This window comes from Deinococcus sp. Marseille-Q6407 (genome assembly GCF_946848805.1).
In the GTDB taxonomy this organism is placed as follows: domain Bacteria; phylum Deinococcota; class Deinococci; order Deinococcales; family Deinococcaceae; genus Deinococcus.
Map to the genome: position 1 here is coordinate 302,347 of NZ_CAMPFU010000001.1, position 16,251 is coordinate 318,597.

Genomic DNA, 16,251 nt, shown 5'->3' on the forward strand with positions numbered 1-16,251 from the left:
GAATGGTTGCCCCCAAGATTCGTATCAAACTGCGTGGTTTCGACCACCGCGCTCTGGACCAGTCCGCCAGCAAGATCGTGGACACCGTCCGCCGCACCGGCGCTGACGTGAGCGGTCCCGTGCCGCTGCCCACCCGCATCCGCCGTTTCTGCGTGCTGCGTAGCCCCTTTGTCAACAAGGACAGCCGCGAGCACTTTGAAATCCGGACCCACAACCGCCTGGTGGACATCAAGAACCCCACCAAGAAGACCATCGATAGCCTGATGACCCTGGACCTGCCGACCGGCGTGGACATTGAAATCAAGACTGTTGGAGGCGGCGCATGAAGGGAATCCTCGGTACCAAGATCGGCATGACGCAGATCTGGAAAGACGACCGTGCCGTGCCTGTCACGGTGATCCTGGCCGGCCCCTGCCCCGTGGTTCAGCGCAAGACCAACGAAGTAGACGGCTATGAAGCTGTGCAAATCGGCTTTGGCGACCGCAAGGAAAAGGGCCTGAACAAGCCCAAACTGGGCCACCTGAAAAAGGCCAACCTGAGCCCTGTGCGTTACCTGCGTGAATTCCGCGACTTCAATCCTGAAGGCGACGAAGTGCGTGTGGACGTGTTTGGCGAAGGTGAAAAGATCGACGTGACCGGCACCAGCAAAGGTAAGGGTTTTCAGGGCGTTATGAAGCGCTGGAACTTCGCCGGCGGTCCTGCCAGCCACGGTGCCAAGAAGTGGCACCGCCGTCCCGGTTCGATCGGTCAGCGTAAGACCCCCGGCCGTGTGTACAAAGGCAAGAAGATGGCCGGTCACATGGGCGACGAGCGCGTGACTGTCCAGAACCTGGAAGTGGTCGAAGTGCGCCCCGACGAGAACCTGATCCTGGTCAAGGGCGCTGTGCCCGGAGCCAATGGCGGCCTGGTGATTCTGCGCGGCGCCGTTAAGGGAGGCCAGTAATGGCTCAGATTCAAGTTGTTGGTAAGAACGGCGGCCGCTCTATCGAGCTGGACCTGCCTGAAGTGAACCCCCACGTGCTGCACGAGGTCGTTACCTGGCAGCTGGCCGGTCGCCGCCGCGGCACCGCCAGCACCAAGACCCGCGCTCAGGTGGCCCGCACCGGCCGGAAGATGTTCTCCCAGAAGGGCACCGGCAACGCCCGTCACGGCGACCGTACCGTGCCGACCTTCGTGGGCGGTGGCGTGGCCTTTGGCCCCAAGCCCCGGACCTACGCTTACACCCTGCCCCGCAAGGTCCGTCAGCTGGGTCTGGCGATGGCCCTGGCCGACCGCCAGGCTGCCGGCATGCTGACCGCTGTAGACGGCTTCGATCTCGACGGCAAGACCAAGAGCTTCGTGAAGTGGGCCAAGGACAACGGGATGGACGGCAGCGACAAAGTGCTGATCATCACCGACGACGAAAATGTTCTGCGCAGCGCCCGTAACGTTTCCTGGGCAACCGCTCTGCCGGTGGCCGGGCTGAACACCTACGACATCCTGCGTCACGACCGCCTGGTCATCGACGCTGTGGCTCTGGAACCTGCTCAGGACCTGCAAGAGGAGGCACAGCAGTGAGCCACTACGACATTATCCAGGCCCCCGTGGTCAGTGAAAAAGCATTCGCCGGCATGGAAAAGGGCGTGTACTCGTTCTGGGTGTCCCCCAAGGCCACCAAGCTTGAAATTCGCGAAGCCATTCAGAAGGCTTTCGGTGTACAGGTGACCGGCATCAGCACCATGAACGTGCGCGGCAAGCGCAAGCGTGTGGGCCGTTTCATGGGCCAGCGCAACGACCGTAAGAAGGCCGTGGTTCGCCTCGCCGATGGCCAGAAAATCGAAGCCCTCGAAGGACTGGTCTAAGGAGATTCAGCATGGCTATGAAGAAGTACCGTCCCTATACCCCCAGTCGCCGTCAGATGACCACGGCCGACTTCTCGGGCCTGACCAAAAAGCGCCCTGAAAAGGCCCTCACCCAGCCGCTGCCCAAGACTGGTGGCCGTAACAACTGTGGCCGTATCACCAGCCGTTTCATCGGCGGTGGCCACAAGCGCCTGTACCGCGTTATTGACTTTAAGCGCCGTGACAAAGCTGGCGTGACCGCGACTGTGGCTGCAATCGAATACGATCCCAACCGCAGCGCCCGCATCGCCCTGCTGCACTACGCTGACGGCGTCAAGCGCTACATCCTGGCCCCTGAAGGCATGAAGGTCGGCCAGAAGGTCAATGCTGGCCCCGAAGCCGAACCCAAGCTGGGCAACGCCCTGCCTCTGCGTTTCGTGCCGGTCGGTGCTGTGGTTCACGCTGTAGAACTGGTCCCCGGTAAAGGTGCCCAGATGGCCCGCAGCGCTGGTACCAGCGTGCAGGTTCAGGGTAAGGAAGGCGACTACGTCATCCTGCGTCTGCCCAGCGGCGAACTGCGCCGCGTTCACTCCGAGTGCTACGCCACCATCGGTGCTGTAGGCAACGCCGAGCACAAGAACGTTGTGCTGGGTAAAGCCGGCCGCAGCCGCTGGCTGGGCCGTAAGCCTCACCAGCGCGGTAGCGCCATGAACCCGGTGGATCACCCTCACGGTGGTGGTGAAGGACGTACCAGCACCGGCCGTGTGCCTGTCAGCCCCTGGGGCCAGCCGGCCAAGGGGCTGAAGACCCGCCGCAAGCGCAAGAACAGTGACCGTTTCATCATCAGCCGCCGTAAGGGCCGCAAGTAAGGGAAGGTAGAGAATGCCCCGTAGCCTCAAAAAAGGCCCGTTCGTGGATGACCACCTCCTGAAAAAGGTGGATGCCCAGAACGAGCGCAAAGAGAAGAAAGTCATCAAGACCTGGAGCCGCCGCTCAACGGTCGTGCCCGAAATGATCGGCCACACCATTGCGGTGCACAACGGCAAACAGCACACCCCGGTATTCGTGAACGAACAGATGATCGGCCACAAGCTGGGCGAGTTTGCCCCTACCCGCACCTACCGCGGTCACGGCACCGATAAGAATGCGAAAGGGAGCAAGAGGAAATGACCGCTACCCAGACCGCTGAATACCGCAACAAGAAGCAGCGCAAGCAGGAGCACAAGCTGCGTAAGCCCGGCTACGCCCGTGCCAAGTACGTGCGCATGAGCCCCCGCAAGGTGCGCCTGGTCGTAGACCTGATTCGCGGCAAGAGCGTTCAGGAGGCTGAAGACATCCTGCGCTTCCTGCCTCATATTGCCAGTGAGCCCATCAGCAAGGTGCTGAACTCGGCCAAGGCCAACGCTCTGCACAATGACAACATGCTGGAAGACCAGCTGTTCGTCAAGGAAGCTTATGTGGACGCCGGCCCCACTCTGAAGCGCCTGATTCCCCGGGCCCGCGGCGCCGCCAACATCATCCGCAAGCGCACCAGCCACATCACCATCGTGGTCGGCGAAAAAGGAGCCAACTAATGGGTAATAAAATCAACCCCAACGGCTTCCGCCTCGGCGTGACCCGTGGCTGGAACAGCCGCTGGTACGCTGGCAAGAAGAACTACAGCCAACTGCTGCGCGAAGACGAAAAGATTCGCCAGCTGGTTCACCGCGAGTTGCAGGCTGCCGGTATCGCCCGCATCGAAATCGAGCGCGCCGGTCAGCAGATCAACGTGATCATCAGTGCGGCCAAGCCGGGCATCGTGATCGGTAAGGGTGGCGAAAGCATCAAGGCCATCCGCCAGAAGATCGAAAGCATGGTGGAAGCCGGAACCGTGGCTGTGAACGTCGCGGAAATCCCGAACCCCAACACCAGCGCTCCCCTGGTGGCCCTGCGTATCGCCGAACAGATCGAACGTCGCTTCGCGTTCCGCCGTGCCATGAAGCAGGCGGCCCAGCGCGTGATGGAATCCGGCGCCCGTGGCGTCAAGGTGATCCTGAGCGGCCGTCTGGGTGGCGCCGAGCAGGCCCGTACAGAGAAAGTGCTGGAAGGCCGCGTGCCCCTGCACACCCTGCGCGCCGACATCGACTACGGCACCGCGACTGCCAGCACCACCTACGGTCAGCTGGGCATCAAGGTCCTGGTGTTCAACGGCGAAGTGATTGGTGGACGTACCGAAACCGCTCAGCCCCGTCACGGCCGCTCCGGCAGACACGACGGTGAAGGCAGCGAACGCCGTGGCCGCAGCGACCGCCCCGCCGGACGCCGCCGCCCCACTGCTCGCCGCCGTCAAGGAGGACCCAATGCTGCTTCCTAAGCGCACCAAATACCGTAAGCAGTTCCGTGGCCGCATGCGCGGTGAAGCCAAGGGCGGCGATTATGTGGCCTTCGGTGACTATGGCCTGGTGGCCATGGAACCCGGCTGGATTCGCTCCAACCACATCGAAGCCTGCCGTATCGTGATGAGCCGTCACTTCCGCCGTGGCGGTAAGATCTACATTCGGATCTTCCCCGATAAGCCTGTGACCAAAAAGCCCCTGGAAGTCCGAATGGGTAAGGGGAAAGGCGCCGTGGAATTCTGGGTGGCTGTGGTCAAGCCCGGCCGCGTGATGTTTGAGGTGGCCGGTGTGACCGAGGCCCAGGCCAAGGAAGCTTTCCGTCTGGCCAGCCACAAGCTGCCGATCAAGACCAAGATGGTCAAGCGCGAGGTATACGATGAAGCCCAGTGAAATGCGTGATTTGGCGCTGGCCGACTTCGATCAGGAAATCGAAAACCGCAAGAAGGAGCTGATGGAACTGCGCTTCCAAGCTTCGATGGGCAACCTGCCCCAGCCCCACCGCGTCAGCAAGCTGCGCCGTGAAGTGGCCCAGCTGAACACCATCCGCGGTGAACGTCAGCGCAAGGAAGGTCAGCAATGAGTGAACAGAAAAAAGTCGCCCTGAGAAAGACCTTCCAGGGCACTGTGGTCAGCGACAAGGCCGACAAGACGGTGAGCGTGAAAGTGGAACGCCGCTTTGCCCACCCCCTGTACGGCAAGGTCGTGACCCGCAGCCAGAAGTACGCTGCCCACGATGAACAGAACGAATACCGCATCGGTGACCGTGTGGAAATCATTGCGGTGCGCCCGATCAGTAAGAACAAGACCTGGAAGGTTACTCGCCTGATCGAACGCCCCCGCGGCATGGAAACCACCGTGGCCGAAACTGAAGTTGCCGGCGAAGAAGCTGCTGGAGGCGAAGCATGATTCAGGTTCAATCCCGTCTCGACGTGGCCGACAACAGCGGCGCCCGTGAACTGATGTGCATCCGTGTGCTGAACTCGGGTATCGGCGGTAAGGGCCTGACCACCGGCGGTGGCGGCAACAAGCGTTACGCGCAGGTTGGCGACATCATCGTGGCCAGCGTGAAAGACGCCGCTCCCCGCGGTGCCGTGAAGGCTGGCGACGTGGTCAAGGCTGTGGTCGTGCGTACCAGCCAGGCCATCAAGCGCGCTGACGGCAGCACCATCCGCTTTGACCGGAATGCTGCTGTGGTCATCAACCAGAACGGCGAACCCCGTGGTACCCGCGTCTTTGGCCCGGTGGCCCGTGAACTGCGTGACCGCCGCTTCATGAAGATCGTCTCCCTGGCTCCGGAGGTGCTGTAATGGCCCGTAAAGCAGCAGGCGAACACCACGGCAACAAGCTGCACGTCCGCAAGGGCGACACTGTGGTGGTACTGAGCGGCAAGCATAAGGGCGCGACCGGCAAGGTTCTGGAAACCTCGCCCCGCGACCAGAAGGTGCTGGTCGAAGGTGTCAACACCGTGATCAAGCACGTCAAGCCCAGCTTCGCTAACCCTGAAGGCGGCCGCGTCGAGAAGGAAATCCCCCTGCATGCCTCCAAGGTGGCGTTGGTGGATCCCGAAACCGGCAAGGCCACCCGTGTCCGTAAGCAGGTCGTGGACGGCCGCAAGGTCCGCGTCGCGGCTGCCAGCGGCAAGGTCATCGACTAAAACCCGTGGGGCCGCTTCCCGAAATGGAGCGGCCTGGGCGACCTGTCCGCCCGAAATGAGGAACCATGTTGCAACTCAAGGATAAGTATCAGAGCGAGGTGCGCCCTGCCCTGGTCGAACAGTTCAGCTATTCCAGCGTGATGGCTGCGCCCCGGATCGAAAAGATCGTGATTAACGAAGGTCTGGGCTCCGCGGCCCATGACGATTCCAAGGCCATTGATAAGGCGGCCAAGGAACTGGCGCTGATTGCCCTGCAAAAGCCAGTGATCACCAAGGCCAAGAAGAGCATCTCGAACTTCAAGCTGCGTCAGGGCATGCCTATCGGCGTAAAGGTGACCCTGCGCGGTGACCGTATGTGGGTGTTCCTGGATAAGCTGATCAACGTGGGCCTGCCCCGCATCCGTGATTTCCGCGGGATCAACCCCAACGCCTTTGATGGCCGTGGCAACTACAACCTGGGCATCAAGGAACAGCTGATCTTCCCCGAGATCACCTACGATATGGTGGACCGCACCCGTGGGATGGACATTACCATCGTGACCACCGCCAAGACCGACGAAGAAGCTCGCGCCCTGTTGCAGGGCCTGGGCATGCCCTTCCGCAAGTAAGGCCCTCACCTGGTCTCTTTTCAAGACAGCCTAAGTAGGTTAAAGTAAGGAGTTGCAGACTGCCTGCACTCCTTATTGCTGTTCTGGCACCTACGAACCGCTTAAGAGACCCGAGAGAAAGGAAGAAACGAACATGGCTAAAAAGAGCAAGATTGCCAAGCAGAAGCAGCGTGAACGCAAAGTGGCTAAGTACGCCGAAAAGCGTGCCGAACTGAAGGCCGCCGGTGACTACTATGGTCTGAGCCAGTTGCCCCGCGACGCCAGCCCCACCCGCCTGCACAACCGCTGCGAGTTCACTGGCCGTCCCCGTGGCTACATCCGTCACTTCGGCGTCAGCCGCATCGTGATGCGTGAAATGGCCCACCGCGGCGAGCTGCCCGGCGTGCGCAAAGCCAGCTGGTAAGGTTTCCGGCTGGTGTCCGTCCCGGCGGATACGAACCACGGCACATTGCCTGGTGATCGTCCGGCCTGGGAGAAGTCCCTAACAAGAGAAAGATCGGCTCAGTCTGGGCCGTTTTTCCTGGGAAAATCTGGAAGCCTTTAAGCTTCCGCTGTCCTGGGGCGAGGTGCCCCTGGAGGAATAATGGTTAGTGATCCTATTGCTGACATGCTGACGCGCATCCGTAACGCGACCCGCGGATACAAAGAGAGCGTGGATGTGCCGGCGTCGAAGTTCAAAGAGCAGCTGGCAAAACTGCTGGTCAAGGAAGGCTACATCGCCTCAGTTGAGCGTCTGCGCCCTGAAGGCGAGCAGTTCGATGTCCTGCGTCTGGGCCTGAAGTATGGCCAGCGCCGTGAACAGGTCATCAAGCATATCGAGCGTGTTAGCCGTCCTGGCCGCCGCGCTTATCTAAGCGCCGAACACCTGCCCCGCGTGCGCAATGGCATGGGTCTGGCTGTGGTGTCGACCAGCAAAGGTCTGCTGCCTGACCGTGAAGCCCGCAAAGAAGGCGTGGGCGGCGAAGTCATCTGCGTGATCTGGTAAGCAGCGCTTCATCTATTTTTCCCGGACTGAACAGAAGGAGACAGCATGTCCCGTATTGGTAGACAACCGATCACCGTGCCCAGTGGGGTTACGGTCAACGCCGAAAATGGCGTTTTCAAAGTCAAGGGGCCCAAGGGCGAACTGACCGTTCCCTATAACACGGCCCTCAGCATCAAGCAAGAAGGCGAACAGCTGCTGATTGAACGCAGCAGCGATAAGCCCGAGCAGCGCGCTCAGCACGGTCTGGCCCGCAGCCTGATCGCCAACGCGGTGCAAGGTGTGAGCGAAGGCTACACCATTAACCTGGAACTGCGTGGTGTGGGTTTCCGCGCCAAGATGTCCGGTAAGGCTCTGGAGCTGGCCATCGGTTATAGCCACCCGGTTGTGATTGATCCGCCCGAAGGCGTGAGCTTCACCGTGCCCGAACCGACCCGCATTGACGTGTCCGGTATTGACAAGCAGCTGGTCGGCCAGGTGGCCGCCAACGTGCGCCGCGTCCGCAAGCCCGACGCTTACCACGGCAAGGGCGTGCGCTTCCTCGGCGAACACATTCCCCTCAAACCCGGTAAGGCTGGAGCGAAATAATGAGCAACACTTCTGCAACCCGCCGCAAGCTGCGCGCTCGCCGCAAGGTGCGCATCGCCATGGGCGAACGTCCCCGCCTGAGCATTCACCGCTCAAGCAAGCACATCTACGCCCAGATCATCGACGACAAGAGCGGCACCACGCTGGCTGCCGCCTCAACCGGTGCTCTGAAGGAAGCCGCGACTGGCACCAAGACGGACCGCGCCGCTGCGGTGGGCAAGGCGCTGGCCGAAGCTGCCACTGCCAAGGGTGTCAAACAAGTCGCATTCGACCGTGGTCAGTACCGTTATCACGGACGCGTCAAAGCGCTGGCTGACGCCGCGCGGGAGGGTGGCCTTGACTTTTAATCGTCGTAATGACCGTCAGGACAGCGAATTCGAAGAGAAGATGCTGTTCGTCAACCGGACCTCGAAGACCTACCAGGGCGGCCGCCGCTTCCGCTTTGCCGCGCTGGTAATCCTGGGCGACCGTAACGGCCGCGTGGGCATGGGCATCGGCAAGGCCAAAGAAGTGCCGGTTGCTATTGAGAAGGCCAAGACCGTGGCCCGCAAGAACATGATCACCGTCCCGGTGGACGGCGGCACCATTCCCCACGATATCGTGGGTGAAGGCACCACTAGCCGTGTACTGCTGAAGCGTGCCGCTCCCGGTACCGGTGTAATTGCCGGCACGGTGCCCCGTTCGATCGCTGAACTGGCCGGTATCACCGATATGCTCAGCAAGGAACTGGGCAGCCGTAACCAGATCAACGTGGCCTATGCCGTGTTTGATGGTCTCAAGAAGCTGCGCACGCCCCAGCAGGTCCGTGAACTGCTGGACAGTGAAGGTGTGTCGCCCCTGACTGGAGGCTCGCTGTGAAAATTACTCTGAAGCGCAGCGTGATCGGTCGTCCGCAGGAACAGCGGGACACCGTCAAGGCGCTGGGCCTGAACAAGATTGGTCAGACCCGTGAAGTGCAGGACAGCCCTGCTGTTCGCGGCATGATCCGTAAAGTCGAACATCTGCTGGAGGTTCAGCAATGAGCAAAGTCATGAAACTGCATGACCTGCAGCCCGCTCCCGGCTCGCGCCGTAACCGCAAGCGCGTAGGCCGTGGCCCCGGCGGCACCGACAAGACTGCCGGCCGTGGTCACAAGGGCCAGAAGAGCCGCAGCGGCGCTGGCGAGGGTCTCTTCTTCGAAGGTGGCCGCAGCACCCTAATCAGCCGTCTGCCCAAGCGTGGTTTTAACAATGTGGGCACCACCTACGAAGTGGTGAACCTCAGCCAGCTGAACGCCCTGGAAGGCGACAGCATTGACCGCGCCGCCCTGGAACAGGCTGGTCTGGTACGCCGCAGGAGCCGCCCCGTTAAGCTGCTGGGCAGCGGCGAACTGAGCCGCGCCATTACTGTGCAGGTCGACGCGGCCAGCGCCTCGGCGGTCCGCGCCGTGGAAGCGGCCGGCGGCCGCGTGGAACTGAGCCAGGCCCAGACGGGCGAGACGGAAAAGGCCGAGTAACATGCTCCGCGCCTTCCGCGAAGCCTTCCAGACTCCGGAGCTGCTGCGGAAGATTGTCTTTACGCTGCTCCTGCTGGCGGTCTACCGCCTGGGGAGCGCCATTCCCACGCCGGGGGTCAATGTGGCGGCATTGCAAAACGCCACCAACAATGACCTCTTCGGCCTGCTGAGCTTTATCTCGGGCGGGAACCTCACGCAGTTTTCCATTTTTGCGTTGGGGGTCTTGCCCTACATTACTGCCAGTATTGTGATCCAGCTGCTGACCACCACGGTGCCGCAGCTGGAAAAGCTCAGTAAGGAAGGCGAGGAAGGGCGCAAGCGCATCAATCAGCTCACCCGCTATTCGGCGGTGGGCCTGGGCGCGTTTCAGGCACTCTTTTTCTCCCTGTTTATCACCAGCAACCCCAATTTTATTGCGGTGGGCTGGACGCCTGGGCTGTTCACAGTCCTGGTGATGGTACTGACCCAGATTGCCGGGGTTGCCCTAACCATGTGGATTGGTGAACGCATCACTGACGTGGGCATCGGCAACGGGATCAGCCTAATTATCGTGGCCGGGATTATCGGGGTTTACCCCAGTGAAATCGCGGCGACGGCTCAGCTGTTCCGTACCGGCCAGCTGACCTTGCTGCCGCTGCTGGCGTTTATCGGCATCATTGTGCTGACCATTGTCGGGATTGTGTACATCTATCAGGCTGAGCGCCGGGTGCCGATTACCTATGCCCGCGCCCGTGGCGGCGCTGCCGGAACCGGCCGCCGCGCCGGCCAGGCCACCTGGCTGCCTATTAAGGTGAACCAGGCCGGGGTGATCCCGGTGATCTTCTCGTCAGCGATGCTGATCATCCCCAATCTGATCGCCTCGGCCAGTGCCGAGCGGGCACCGCAGGTCAACGAGTTCATTCGGACTTATCTGGCTTTCGGTACTCCCTGGTATCTGGTGCTGGAGGCGATGCTGATCTTCGGATTTACCTTCCTGTACAACTCGGTGCAGTTCGATCCCAAGCGGATCAGTGAGCAGTTGCGCGAGTCGGGAGCGTTTATTCCGGGGGTCCGCCCGGGCACGCCCACCTCGCAGTTTCTGGGGAACATCAGCTCACGGCTGAGCCTCTGGGGAGCCATCTTTCTGGTTATTCTGACTCTGCTGCCGCAGCTGGTACAGAGCCTGACGGGGATTACCACCTTCAGGTTCAGCGGCACGGGTCTGCTGATTATTGCGGGTGTGGCCCTGGAAACGCTCAAACAGCTGGAAGCTCAGCTGACCGTTCGCCGCTACGACGGTTTTATCCGCAAAGGCCGTCTGCGCGACCGTGTGAACTGAGCCTACCGGCACGGAGTTCAAGAACCGTCCCTCCTGGGGCGGTTTTTTATGGTTCAGCGTATGATGAGAGAAGCGGCCGCCCGGCAGCCACCCCATATCCCACACCGAGAAGGAGTATGCACTATGACCCAAGACAACAATCAGGTCGTTATTTTTCTGGGCCCCCCCGGAGCCGGCAAAGGCACCCAGGCCGAACGTCTGGCTGCCGCCCACGGACTGGTTAAAGTCAGTACCGGCGATATTCTGCGCGATCATGTGGCCCGTGAAACCGAACTGGGCCAGCAGGTGGCTCCGATTCTGGCCGCCGGCCAGCTGGTCCCTGACGAGATTCTGGTGGCCCTGATCCGTGACCGGCTTTCTAGTATGGAGCCGGTCAGGATTATCTTTGACGGCTTTCCCCGCACCCAGGCTCAGGCCAACGCGCTGGATCTGCTGCTGGAAGAACTGGGGGCTCCGGTCAACGCTGCTGTGCTGCTGGAAGTCCCCGACGAAGAACTGATCGGCCGCATCGTGGAACGTGGCCGGCAGGCCGCCGCCGCCGGTCAGCCGGTGCGCAGTGACGATACTGAAGAAGTGGCCCGCCGCCGCCAGGAAGTGTACCGTCAGGAGACGGCCCCCCTGATCAAGTATTACCAGCAGGCTGGCCGCCTGGTAGAGGTAGACGGCACCGGCAGCATGGACGAGGTCTATGGGCGGATTGAAAACGCTGTTAGCGTCGCCCGCTCACGCTAAGCTGAGAGGCCGCCATAGGGCTTGCGACAGAAGCAGCAGAGTGGTACCTTATTCTTTGGCTTGTACTTAGCTTGGAGGTTATGTGGCGAGACGAAAACTACCGGAACAAAACGATAAACGTAAGAAGGAAGATTCGGATGTCGTCCGCGCCGAAGGCGTGGTGGAAGAGGCACTGCCCAACACCACGTTCAAGGTGAAGCTCGATACGGGTCACGAGATCCTGGCTTACATCAGCGGCAAGATGCGGATCCATTACATCCGCATTCTGCCCGGCGACCGGGTTGTTCTGGAAATCAGCCCCTACGATACGACGCGCGGACGCATCGTCTACCGTAAGTGACGCGGGGGTGGGAACGAAAAGGAAAAGAGATTTCCTAACGTTCCCGCGTTCTTGTTCTTGCCCAGCCCAACGGGCAGTACCCACAGATTCCCTGAGTTCGGAGCCGGGTGGCTCCCAAAAGGCCCGTTCCGAAAAGACCTGTCAAAAGACCTGGGGGTCGAGCGCTGCTCAGCACCGAGCAAAGGCGGCGCGAGGAGGAAGTATATGAAAGTGCGCAGTAGTGTCAAGAGAATGTGCGACAACTGCCGAGTTATCCGCCGTCACGGCCGGGTATTCGTCATTTGCACCAACGTCAAGCATAAGCAAAGGCAGGGCTGAGTATGGCCCGTATTGCCGGCGTAGACCTGCCACGCGAGAAGCGTGTTGAAATCGGCCTGACCTACATCTACGGAATCGGTCTGACCCGCAGCCGCGAAATCCTGGCCCGTACCGGAATCAACCCCGATACCCGCATCAAGGACCTGAGCGAAGGCGAACAGTCCAGCCTGCGTGATGCCATCGAAAAGACCTACAAGGTCGAAGGTGATCTGCGCAGCGAAGTAGGCCAGAACATCAAGCGTCTGATGGACATCGGTGCTTACCGCGGCCTGCGTCACCGCCGTGGCCTGCCCGTCCGCGGCCAGAAGACCAAGACCAACGCCCGCACCCGCAAAGGTCCCAAGAAGACCGTTGCCGGGAAGAAAAAGGCAGCGAGGTAAGCCATGGCGAAGACCACCAAGGGCAGGGCACCCCGCCGCAGCCGCCGCAACATCGCAGCTGGCCGCGCCTACGTGCATGCCAGCTACAACAACACCATCGTCACCATCACCGATCAGGACGGCAACTCCGTCGCCTGGTCGAGTGGCGGCACCATCGGCTACAAAGGCAGTAAGAAGGGTACCCCCTACGCTGCTCAGCTGGCCGCTGCCGACGCTGTGAAAAAGGCCCAGCAGACCTTCGGCATGAACTCGGTCGATGTGATCGTGCGTGGAAGCGGCTCCGGCCGTGAACAGGCGATCCGGGCTATTCAGGCCAGCGGCATCGAAGTGCGCTCCATCATGGACGACACTCCCGTGCCTCACAACGGCTGCCGCCCCAAGAAGAAGTTCCGCGCCTAAGCGCAACGCGCGAACCCACCTGCCCCGCTTCCCTTTGCAGCTGGCCTCTAAGCCAGCCGGCAATCAGGCCCACCACAGGCCGAGGAAGCGGTTCTGGCGGCCAGTCCGCCTGAGCAGCAGAGGGTCGCAACAGACCAGGGCACCTTCCCAGAGTGCCTCTTAAGGAGAAATATGGGTCGTTTTAGTGGTTCTATCGTCAAGCAAAGCCGCCGTGAAGGAATCAACTTGGCGGAAACCGAAAAGGTTCAGAAGTACCTGGACCGCCGTCCTTATGCCCCCGGTCAGCACGGCCAGCGCCGTGGCCGCGGCCGCCCCAGCGACTACTCGGTTCGTCTGCGTGAAAAGCAGAAGCTGGCGCGTCTGTACGGCATGAACGAAAAGCAGTTCCGTAACCTCTTCGAAGAAGCCACCCGCCAGCCGGGCGTGCTGGGCACCGTGTTCCTGCAGCTGCTGGAACGCCGGCTCGACAACGTCGTATTCCGGATGGGCTTTGCCAGCACCCGCCGCCAGGCCCGTCAGTTCGTGGGCCACGGTCACATCCTGGTGAACGGCAAGAAAGTGGACATCCCCTCTTACCGCGTCAAGATCGGTGACGAAATCACCGTGGCGGAAAAAAGCCGTTCGATGGGCTTCGTTCAGGAAAACATGGAAGCCATGAAGCGCCGCCGCCCCAGCCCCTGGATGGAAGTGAACGCCGAAACCTTCAGCGGCACCTTCAGCCGCCTGCCGGCACGCGAAGACCTGGCCCTGCCTATCAACGAAAACTTCATCATCGAGTACTACTCGCGCTAACCCTGGAGGTCCCATGGATCAGAAGCGCCCTCAACTCAAAGCCCGCGTCGAAGGAAATTATGGCGAGTTCGTGCTCGAACCACTCAAGCGTGGTTACGGGGTCACCATTGGCAACCCTATTCGGCGCATTCTGATGTCCTCGATTCAGGGTACGGCCGTCACCAGTGTTTACATTGAAGACGTGCTGCACGAGTTCTCGACCATTCCTGGGGTCAAAGAAGACGTTATTCGTCTGATCCTGAACCTCAAGGAACTGGTGGTGAAGTTTCACGCTCCGGGTCCCAAGACCCTGACGCTGCGTGCTCAGGGCCAGGGCGTAATTCACGCCTCGGACTTCGAGGTGCCCAGCGACGCCGAGATTGTCAATCCCGATCTGGAAATTGCCACCCTGGCCGAAGATGGTCAGCTGGTCATGGAAGTGCGCGTGGAAGAAGGCGAAGGCTACCTGTCTGCCGACAAACACGCCACCAAGGACCGGATCAACTCGATCCCGGTGGACGCCATGTTCAACCCAGTGCGCCGCGTGGCTTATCAGGTGGAAAACACCCGTGTGGGCCGCCAGACCGACCTGGACAAGCTGACCCTGCGCATCTGGACGGATGGCAGCGCCACGCCCCAGGACGTGCTGGATCAGGCGATTGACATCCTGCGTGAAGAGCTGCTGGTTTTTGGTTCTGTCGAAGAACTGGAAGACCCCGAAGGCGCAGCGCCGGATTACACCGTTTCTGCGGAGGCTGCCCAGCCGGAAGCCGAAGCGGCAACCCAGAGCAACGACCTCGCTGAAGAGAGCGCGGCCAACGGTGAACCCAGTGTCAGCCTGGAAGGGCTGGGTCTGACCACCCGCGTCCTGCACTCGCTCAAAGAAGAAGGCATCGACAGTGTCGACGCCCTGTGCGCCCTGAGTGACCGCGACCTGAAAAAGGTTCCTGGCATCGGTGAACGCAGCCTGGACGAAATCAAGCAGCAGCTGGCCCAGTTCGGCAAAGCGCTGCGCGACTGAGCATCCCGCCCACTTTCTGCTTCCGGGAGCTTTTTTCCCGGGACCGCCCCCTCACCCACAAAGGAGAACTGCTATGCGTCACGGAAAAGCTGGCCGCAAGCTGAACCGCAACAGCAGCGCCCGCACCGCGCTGGCCCGCGCCCAGGCGACGGCCCTGCTGCGCGAAGGCCGCATTCACACCACCCTGACCAAGGCCAAGGAACTGCGCCCTTACGTCGAGAAGCTGATCACCACTGCCAAGGGCGGAGATCTGCACGCCCGCCGTCTGGTGTCCCAGGACATTCACGACAAGGAAGTCGTGAGCAAGGTCATGGAAGAAATTGCCCCCCGTTACGCTGAGCGCAGCGGTGGCTACACCCGTATCCTGAAGACCGGCGTGCGCCGCGGTGACGCGACCACCATGGCTCTGATCGAACTGGTCTGAATTCACTCTGAGTCCACGGCAACGCCGAGACAACAGAAACAAGTGAAGAACAAGAAGCTGACCTGCGGGTCGGCTTTTTTGTTGTCTGGGGCCCGCCCCGCTGCGGCCTGCTGCGACTGCCCAAAGACATCAACAAAAAAAGCCCCACCTCTTTTGAGGCAGGGCCTGAACAGGCGGGTGGCTCAGCTCAGTTGCTGGCTTCGAGGTGCTTGTTCAGCATGGTTTCGAAGGAGCGCTTGGGCGCGGCGCCCACCATCTGTTCGACCGGCTGGCCGTCTTTGAACAGAATCAGGGTGGGGATGCTCATCACGCGGAACTGGCCGGCAGTGTTGGGGTTTTCGTCCACGTTGACCTTGCCGATCTTGACCTTGCCGTCGTAGTCGCTGGCGATTTCTTCCAGCACGGGAGCGATGATGCGGCAAGGGCCACACCAGGGTGCCCAGAAGTCAACCAGGGTCAGGCCGCTGCCCAGTTCTTCAGTAAAGTTGCTGTCTGTCAGTTCAACAGGTTTCATAGCGGCCAGTATAGCCCTTGCCCCCCAGCTGATCGGGGCCCAGCTTGCCTTCTGAGCGAAGGGGAAAGGTTGTCCAATGGCCGGCTGGGATAAGAAAACCCCTTTTTCTAACAGGGCCCTTTTTTGTTATGACAGCAAGTATGATTCCTCTGGAAGAAGACCTGGTTTTTCCCGCGTCCTGGCAGGCCGGCGCGGCCCTTTTTAATGCGGGACACTGGTGGGAAGCCCATGAAGCCTGGGAACCGGTATGGATGCGGGCCAGCGGTGAGGCGCGCCTGGCGCTGCAGGCCTTGATTCTGCTGGCGGCGGCCCTGCACAAGCGCTGGCAGATGGGCAGCTTAACCCGGCGCAATTTTGTGAAGGCCCAGGCGTATCTACGTCAGCTGTCTCCCGGGGTCTACGGGGTGGACTGGCCCCTGCTGGAACAGAGAGTAGATGCCGCACTGGAAGGCGAGCAACCCGGCCCACCGCCCCAGCTGCCACTACTGGACTCGGAGCGCCGGTAACAGCCG

The 16,251-nt window shown here is 61.1% G+C and carries 32 protein-coding genes; 31 read left to right on the forward strand and 1 reads right to left on the reverse strand.

What is annotated here, in order from left to right:
* Positions 1-2: 2 nt before the first annotated feature.
* The 30 genes from rpsJ to rplQ all read left to right on the forward strand — a co-directional run bounded on the left by rpsJ (position 3) and on the right by rplQ (position 15,225).
* Entirely contained in the window at positions 3-326 is a 324-nt protein-coding gene (gene rpsJ, locus OCI36_RS01435; RefSeq protein WP_261663290.1) for a 30S ribosomal protein S10, read from the forward strand.
* Complete coding sequence (gene rplC / locus OCI36_RS01440; protein ID WP_261663291.1) at positions 323-943, forward strand: 50S ribosomal protein L3; 621 nt, start codon at positions 323-325, stop codon at positions 941-943. Before rpsJ ends, rplC begins: the two co-directional genes overlap by 4 nt.
* Complete coding sequence (rplD, locus tag OCI36_RS01445; protein ID WP_261663292.1) at positions 943-1,557, forward strand: 50S ribosomal protein L4; 615 nt, start codon at positions 943-945, stop codon at positions 1,555-1,557. The genes rplC and rplD overlap by 1 nt, the downstream gene beginning before the upstream one ends.
* Positions 1,554-1,841: a 50S ribosomal protein L23 gene (locus OCI36_RS01450; RefSeq protein WP_261663293.1), complete on the forward strand. Its 288-nt coding sequence runs from the start codon at positions 1,554-1,556 to the stop codon at positions 1,839-1,841. Before rplD ends, OCI36_RS01450 begins: the two co-directional genes overlap by 4 nt.
* 11 nt (positions 1,842-1,852) lie before the next feature.
* Complete coding sequence (gene rplB / locus OCI36_RS01455; RefSeq protein ID WP_261663294.1) at positions 1,853-2,689, forward strand: 50S ribosomal protein L2; 837 nt, start codon at positions 1,853-1,855, stop codon at positions 2,687-2,689.
* A gap of 13 nt (positions 2,690-2,702) precedes the next feature.
* Positions 2,703-2,990, forward strand: a complete 288-nt coding sequence (rpsS, locus tag OCI36_RS01460) for a 30S ribosomal protein S19 (RefSeq protein ID WP_261663295.1) — start codon at positions 2,703-2,705, stop codon at positions 2,988-2,990.
* Positions 2,987-3,394: a 50S ribosomal protein L22 gene (gene rplV, locus OCI36_RS01465; protein WP_261663296.1), complete on the forward strand. Its 408-nt coding sequence runs from the start codon at positions 2,987-2,989 to the stop codon at positions 3,392-3,394. Before rpsS ends, rplV begins: the two co-directional genes overlap by 4 nt.
* A complete protein-coding gene (gene rpsC / locus OCI36_RS01470) occupies positions 3,394-4,173 on the forward strand; it encodes a 30S ribosomal protein S3 (protein WP_261663297.1) in 780 nt (259 codons plus the stop codon). Before rplV ends, rpsC begins: the two co-directional genes overlap by 1 nt.
* Positions 4,160-4,585 carry a 50S ribosomal protein L16 gene (gene rplP / locus OCI36_RS01475; RefSeq protein ID WP_261663298.1) on the forward strand — a complete coding sequence of 142 codons (426 nt, stop codon included), beginning with the start codon at positions 4,160-4,162 and terminating at the stop codon, positions 4,583-4,585. The genes rpsC and rplP overlap by 14 nt, the downstream gene beginning before the upstream one ends.
* A complete protein-coding gene (gene rpmC / locus OCI36_RS01480) occupies positions 4,572-4,775 on the forward strand; it encodes a 50S ribosomal protein L29 (RefSeq protein ID WP_261663299.1) in 204 nt (67 codons plus the stop codon). The genes rplP and rpmC overlap by 14 nt, the downstream gene beginning before the upstream one ends.
* Positions 4,776-4,795: 20 nt before the next feature.
* On the forward strand, positions 4,796-5,101 hold the full coding sequence (gene rpsQ / locus OCI36_RS01485) for a 30S ribosomal protein S17 (protein ID WP_315941231.1): 306 nt from the start codon (positions 4,796-4,798) through the stop codon (positions 5,099-5,101).
* Positions 5,098-5,502, forward strand: a complete 405-nt coding sequence (rplN, locus tag OCI36_RS01490; protein WP_261663301.1) for a 50S ribosomal protein L14 — start codon at positions 5,098-5,100, stop codon at positions 5,500-5,502. Before rpsQ ends, rplN begins: the two co-directional genes overlap by 4 nt.
* Positions 5,502-5,849 (forward strand): 50S ribosomal protein L24, encoded by a 348-nt coding sequence (gene rplX, locus OCI36_RS01495; protein ID WP_409996705.1) that lies wholly within the window; start codon positions 5,502-5,504, stop codon positions 5,847-5,849. The genes rplN and rplX overlap by 1 nt, the downstream gene beginning before the upstream one ends.
* Before the next feature lie 65 nt (positions 5,850-5,914).
* Positions 5,915-6,457 carry a 50S ribosomal protein L5 gene (gene rplE / locus OCI36_RS01500; RefSeq protein ID WP_261663302.1) on the forward strand — a complete coding sequence of 181 codons (543 nt, stop codon included), beginning with the start codon at positions 5,915-5,917 and terminating at the stop codon, positions 6,455-6,457.
* Between the two features lie 133 nt (positions 6,458-6,590).
* Positions 6,591-6,860, forward strand: coding sequence for a 30S ribosomal protein S14 (gene rpsN, locus OCI36_RS01505; RefSeq protein ID WP_261663303.1), 270 nt, complete (start codon positions 6,591-6,593; stop codon positions 6,858-6,860).
* A 180-nt stretch (positions 6,861-7,040) separates the two neighbouring features.
* Positions 7,041-7,442 (forward strand): 30S ribosomal protein S8, encoded by a 402-nt coding sequence (gene rpsH, locus OCI36_RS01510; RefSeq protein WP_261663304.1) that lies wholly within the window; start codon positions 7,041-7,043, stop codon positions 7,440-7,442.
* A gap of 45 nt (positions 7,443-7,487) precedes the next feature.
* Entirely contained in the window at positions 7,488-8,027 is a 540-nt protein-coding gene (gene rplF, locus OCI36_RS01515) for a 50S ribosomal protein L6 (protein ID WP_261663305.1), read from the forward strand.
* On the forward strand, positions 8,027-8,374 hold the full coding sequence (gene rplR / locus OCI36_RS01520) for a 50S ribosomal protein L18 (protein ID WP_409996706.1): 348 nt from the start codon (positions 8,027-8,029) through the stop codon (positions 8,372-8,374). Before rplF ends, rplR begins: the two co-directional genes overlap by 1 nt.
* Positions 8,364-8,885 carry a 30S ribosomal protein S5 gene (gene rpsE, locus OCI36_RS01525; RefSeq protein ID WP_261663306.1) on the forward strand — a complete coding sequence of 174 codons (522 nt, stop codon included), beginning with the start codon at positions 8,364-8,366 and terminating at the stop codon, positions 8,883-8,885. The genes rplR and rpsE overlap by 11 nt, the downstream gene beginning before the upstream one ends.
* Positions 8,882-9,049, forward strand: a complete 168-nt coding sequence (gene rpmD / locus OCI36_RS01530; protein ID WP_261663307.1) for a 50S ribosomal protein L30 — start codon at positions 8,882-8,884, stop codon at positions 9,047-9,049. The genes rpsE and rpmD overlap by 4 nt, the downstream gene beginning before the upstream one ends.
* Before the next feature lie 8 nt (positions 9,050-9,057).
* Positions 9,058-9,522: a 50S ribosomal protein L15 gene (gene rplO, locus OCI36_RS01535; protein WP_261663411.1), complete on the forward strand. Its 465-nt coding sequence runs from the start codon at positions 9,058-9,060 to the stop codon at positions 9,520-9,522.
* A gap of 1 nt (position 9,523) precedes the next feature.
* Positions 9,524-10,840 carry a preprotein translocase subunit SecY gene (gene secY, locus OCI36_RS01540; RefSeq protein ID WP_261663308.1) on the forward strand — a complete coding sequence of 439 codons (1,317 nt, stop codon included), beginning with the start codon at positions 9,524-9,526 and terminating at the stop codon, positions 10,838-10,840.
* 123 nt (positions 10,841-10,963) lie between these two features.
* Positions 10,964-11,572 carry an adenylate kinase gene (locus OCI36_RS01545; protein ID WP_261663309.1) on the forward strand — a complete coding sequence of 203 codons (609 nt, stop codon included), beginning with the start codon at positions 10,964-10,966 and terminating at the stop codon, positions 11,570-11,572.
* 82 nt (positions 11,573-11,654) lie between these two features.
* Positions 11,655-11,912, forward strand: a complete 258-nt coding sequence (infA, locus tag OCI36_RS01550) for a translation initiation factor IF-1 (RefSeq protein ID WP_261663310.1) — start codon at positions 11,655-11,657, stop codon at positions 11,910-11,912.
* A gap of 204 nt (positions 11,913-12,116) precedes the next feature.
* The gene (rpmJ, locus tag OCI36_RS01555; protein WP_126353194.1) at positions 12,117-12,230 is read left to right on the forward strand and encodes a 50S ribosomal protein L36; all 114 of its coding nucleotides are present in this window, start codon (positions 12,117-12,119) and stop codon (positions 12,228-12,230) included.
* 2 nt (positions 12,231-12,232) lie between these two features.
* Positions 12,233-12,610, forward strand: coding sequence for a 30S ribosomal protein S13 (gene rpsM, locus OCI36_RS01560; protein WP_261663311.1), 378 nt, complete (start codon positions 12,233-12,235; stop codon positions 12,608-12,610).
* Between the two features lie 3 nt (positions 12,611-12,613).
* Entirely contained in the window at positions 12,614-13,009 is a 396-nt protein-coding gene (rpsK, locus tag OCI36_RS01565) for a 30S ribosomal protein S11 (RefSeq protein WP_261663312.1), read from the forward strand.
* A 171-nt stretch (positions 13,010-13,180) separates the two neighbouring features.
* Positions 13,181-13,801 carry a 30S ribosomal protein S4 gene (rpsD, locus tag OCI36_RS01570; RefSeq protein WP_261663313.1) on the forward strand — a complete coding sequence of 207 codons (621 nt, stop codon included), beginning with the start codon at positions 13,181-13,183 and terminating at the stop codon, positions 13,799-13,801.
* Positions 13,802-13,814: 13 nt separating this feature from the next.
* Complete coding sequence (locus OCI36_RS01575; protein ID WP_261663314.1) at positions 13,815-14,801, forward strand: DNA-directed RNA polymerase subunit alpha; 987 nt, start codon at positions 13,815-13,817, stop codon at positions 14,799-14,801.
* Between the two features lie 73 nt (positions 14,802-14,874).
* Positions 14,875-15,225, forward strand: a complete 351-nt coding sequence (gene rplQ / locus OCI36_RS01580) for a 50S ribosomal protein L17 (RefSeq protein ID WP_261663315.1) — start codon at positions 14,875-14,877, stop codon at positions 15,223-15,225.
* A gap of 187 nt (positions 15,226-15,412) precedes the next feature.
* Here rplQ and trxA read toward each other — a convergent pair whose 3' ends face one another.
* Positions 15,413-15,739, reverse strand: coding sequence for a thioredoxin (trxA, locus tag OCI36_RS01585; protein WP_261663316.1), 327 nt, complete (start codon positions 15,737-15,739; stop codon positions 15,413-15,415).
* Between the two features lie 140 nt (positions 15,740-15,879).
* On the opposite strand from trxA, the gene OCI36_RS01590 reads away from it, so the two are divergent.
* Entirely contained in the window at positions 15,880-16,245 is a 366-nt protein-coding gene (locus OCI36_RS01590) for a DUF309 domain-containing protein (RefSeq protein WP_261663317.1), read from the forward strand.
* Positions 16,246-16,251: the final 6 nt, after the last annotated feature.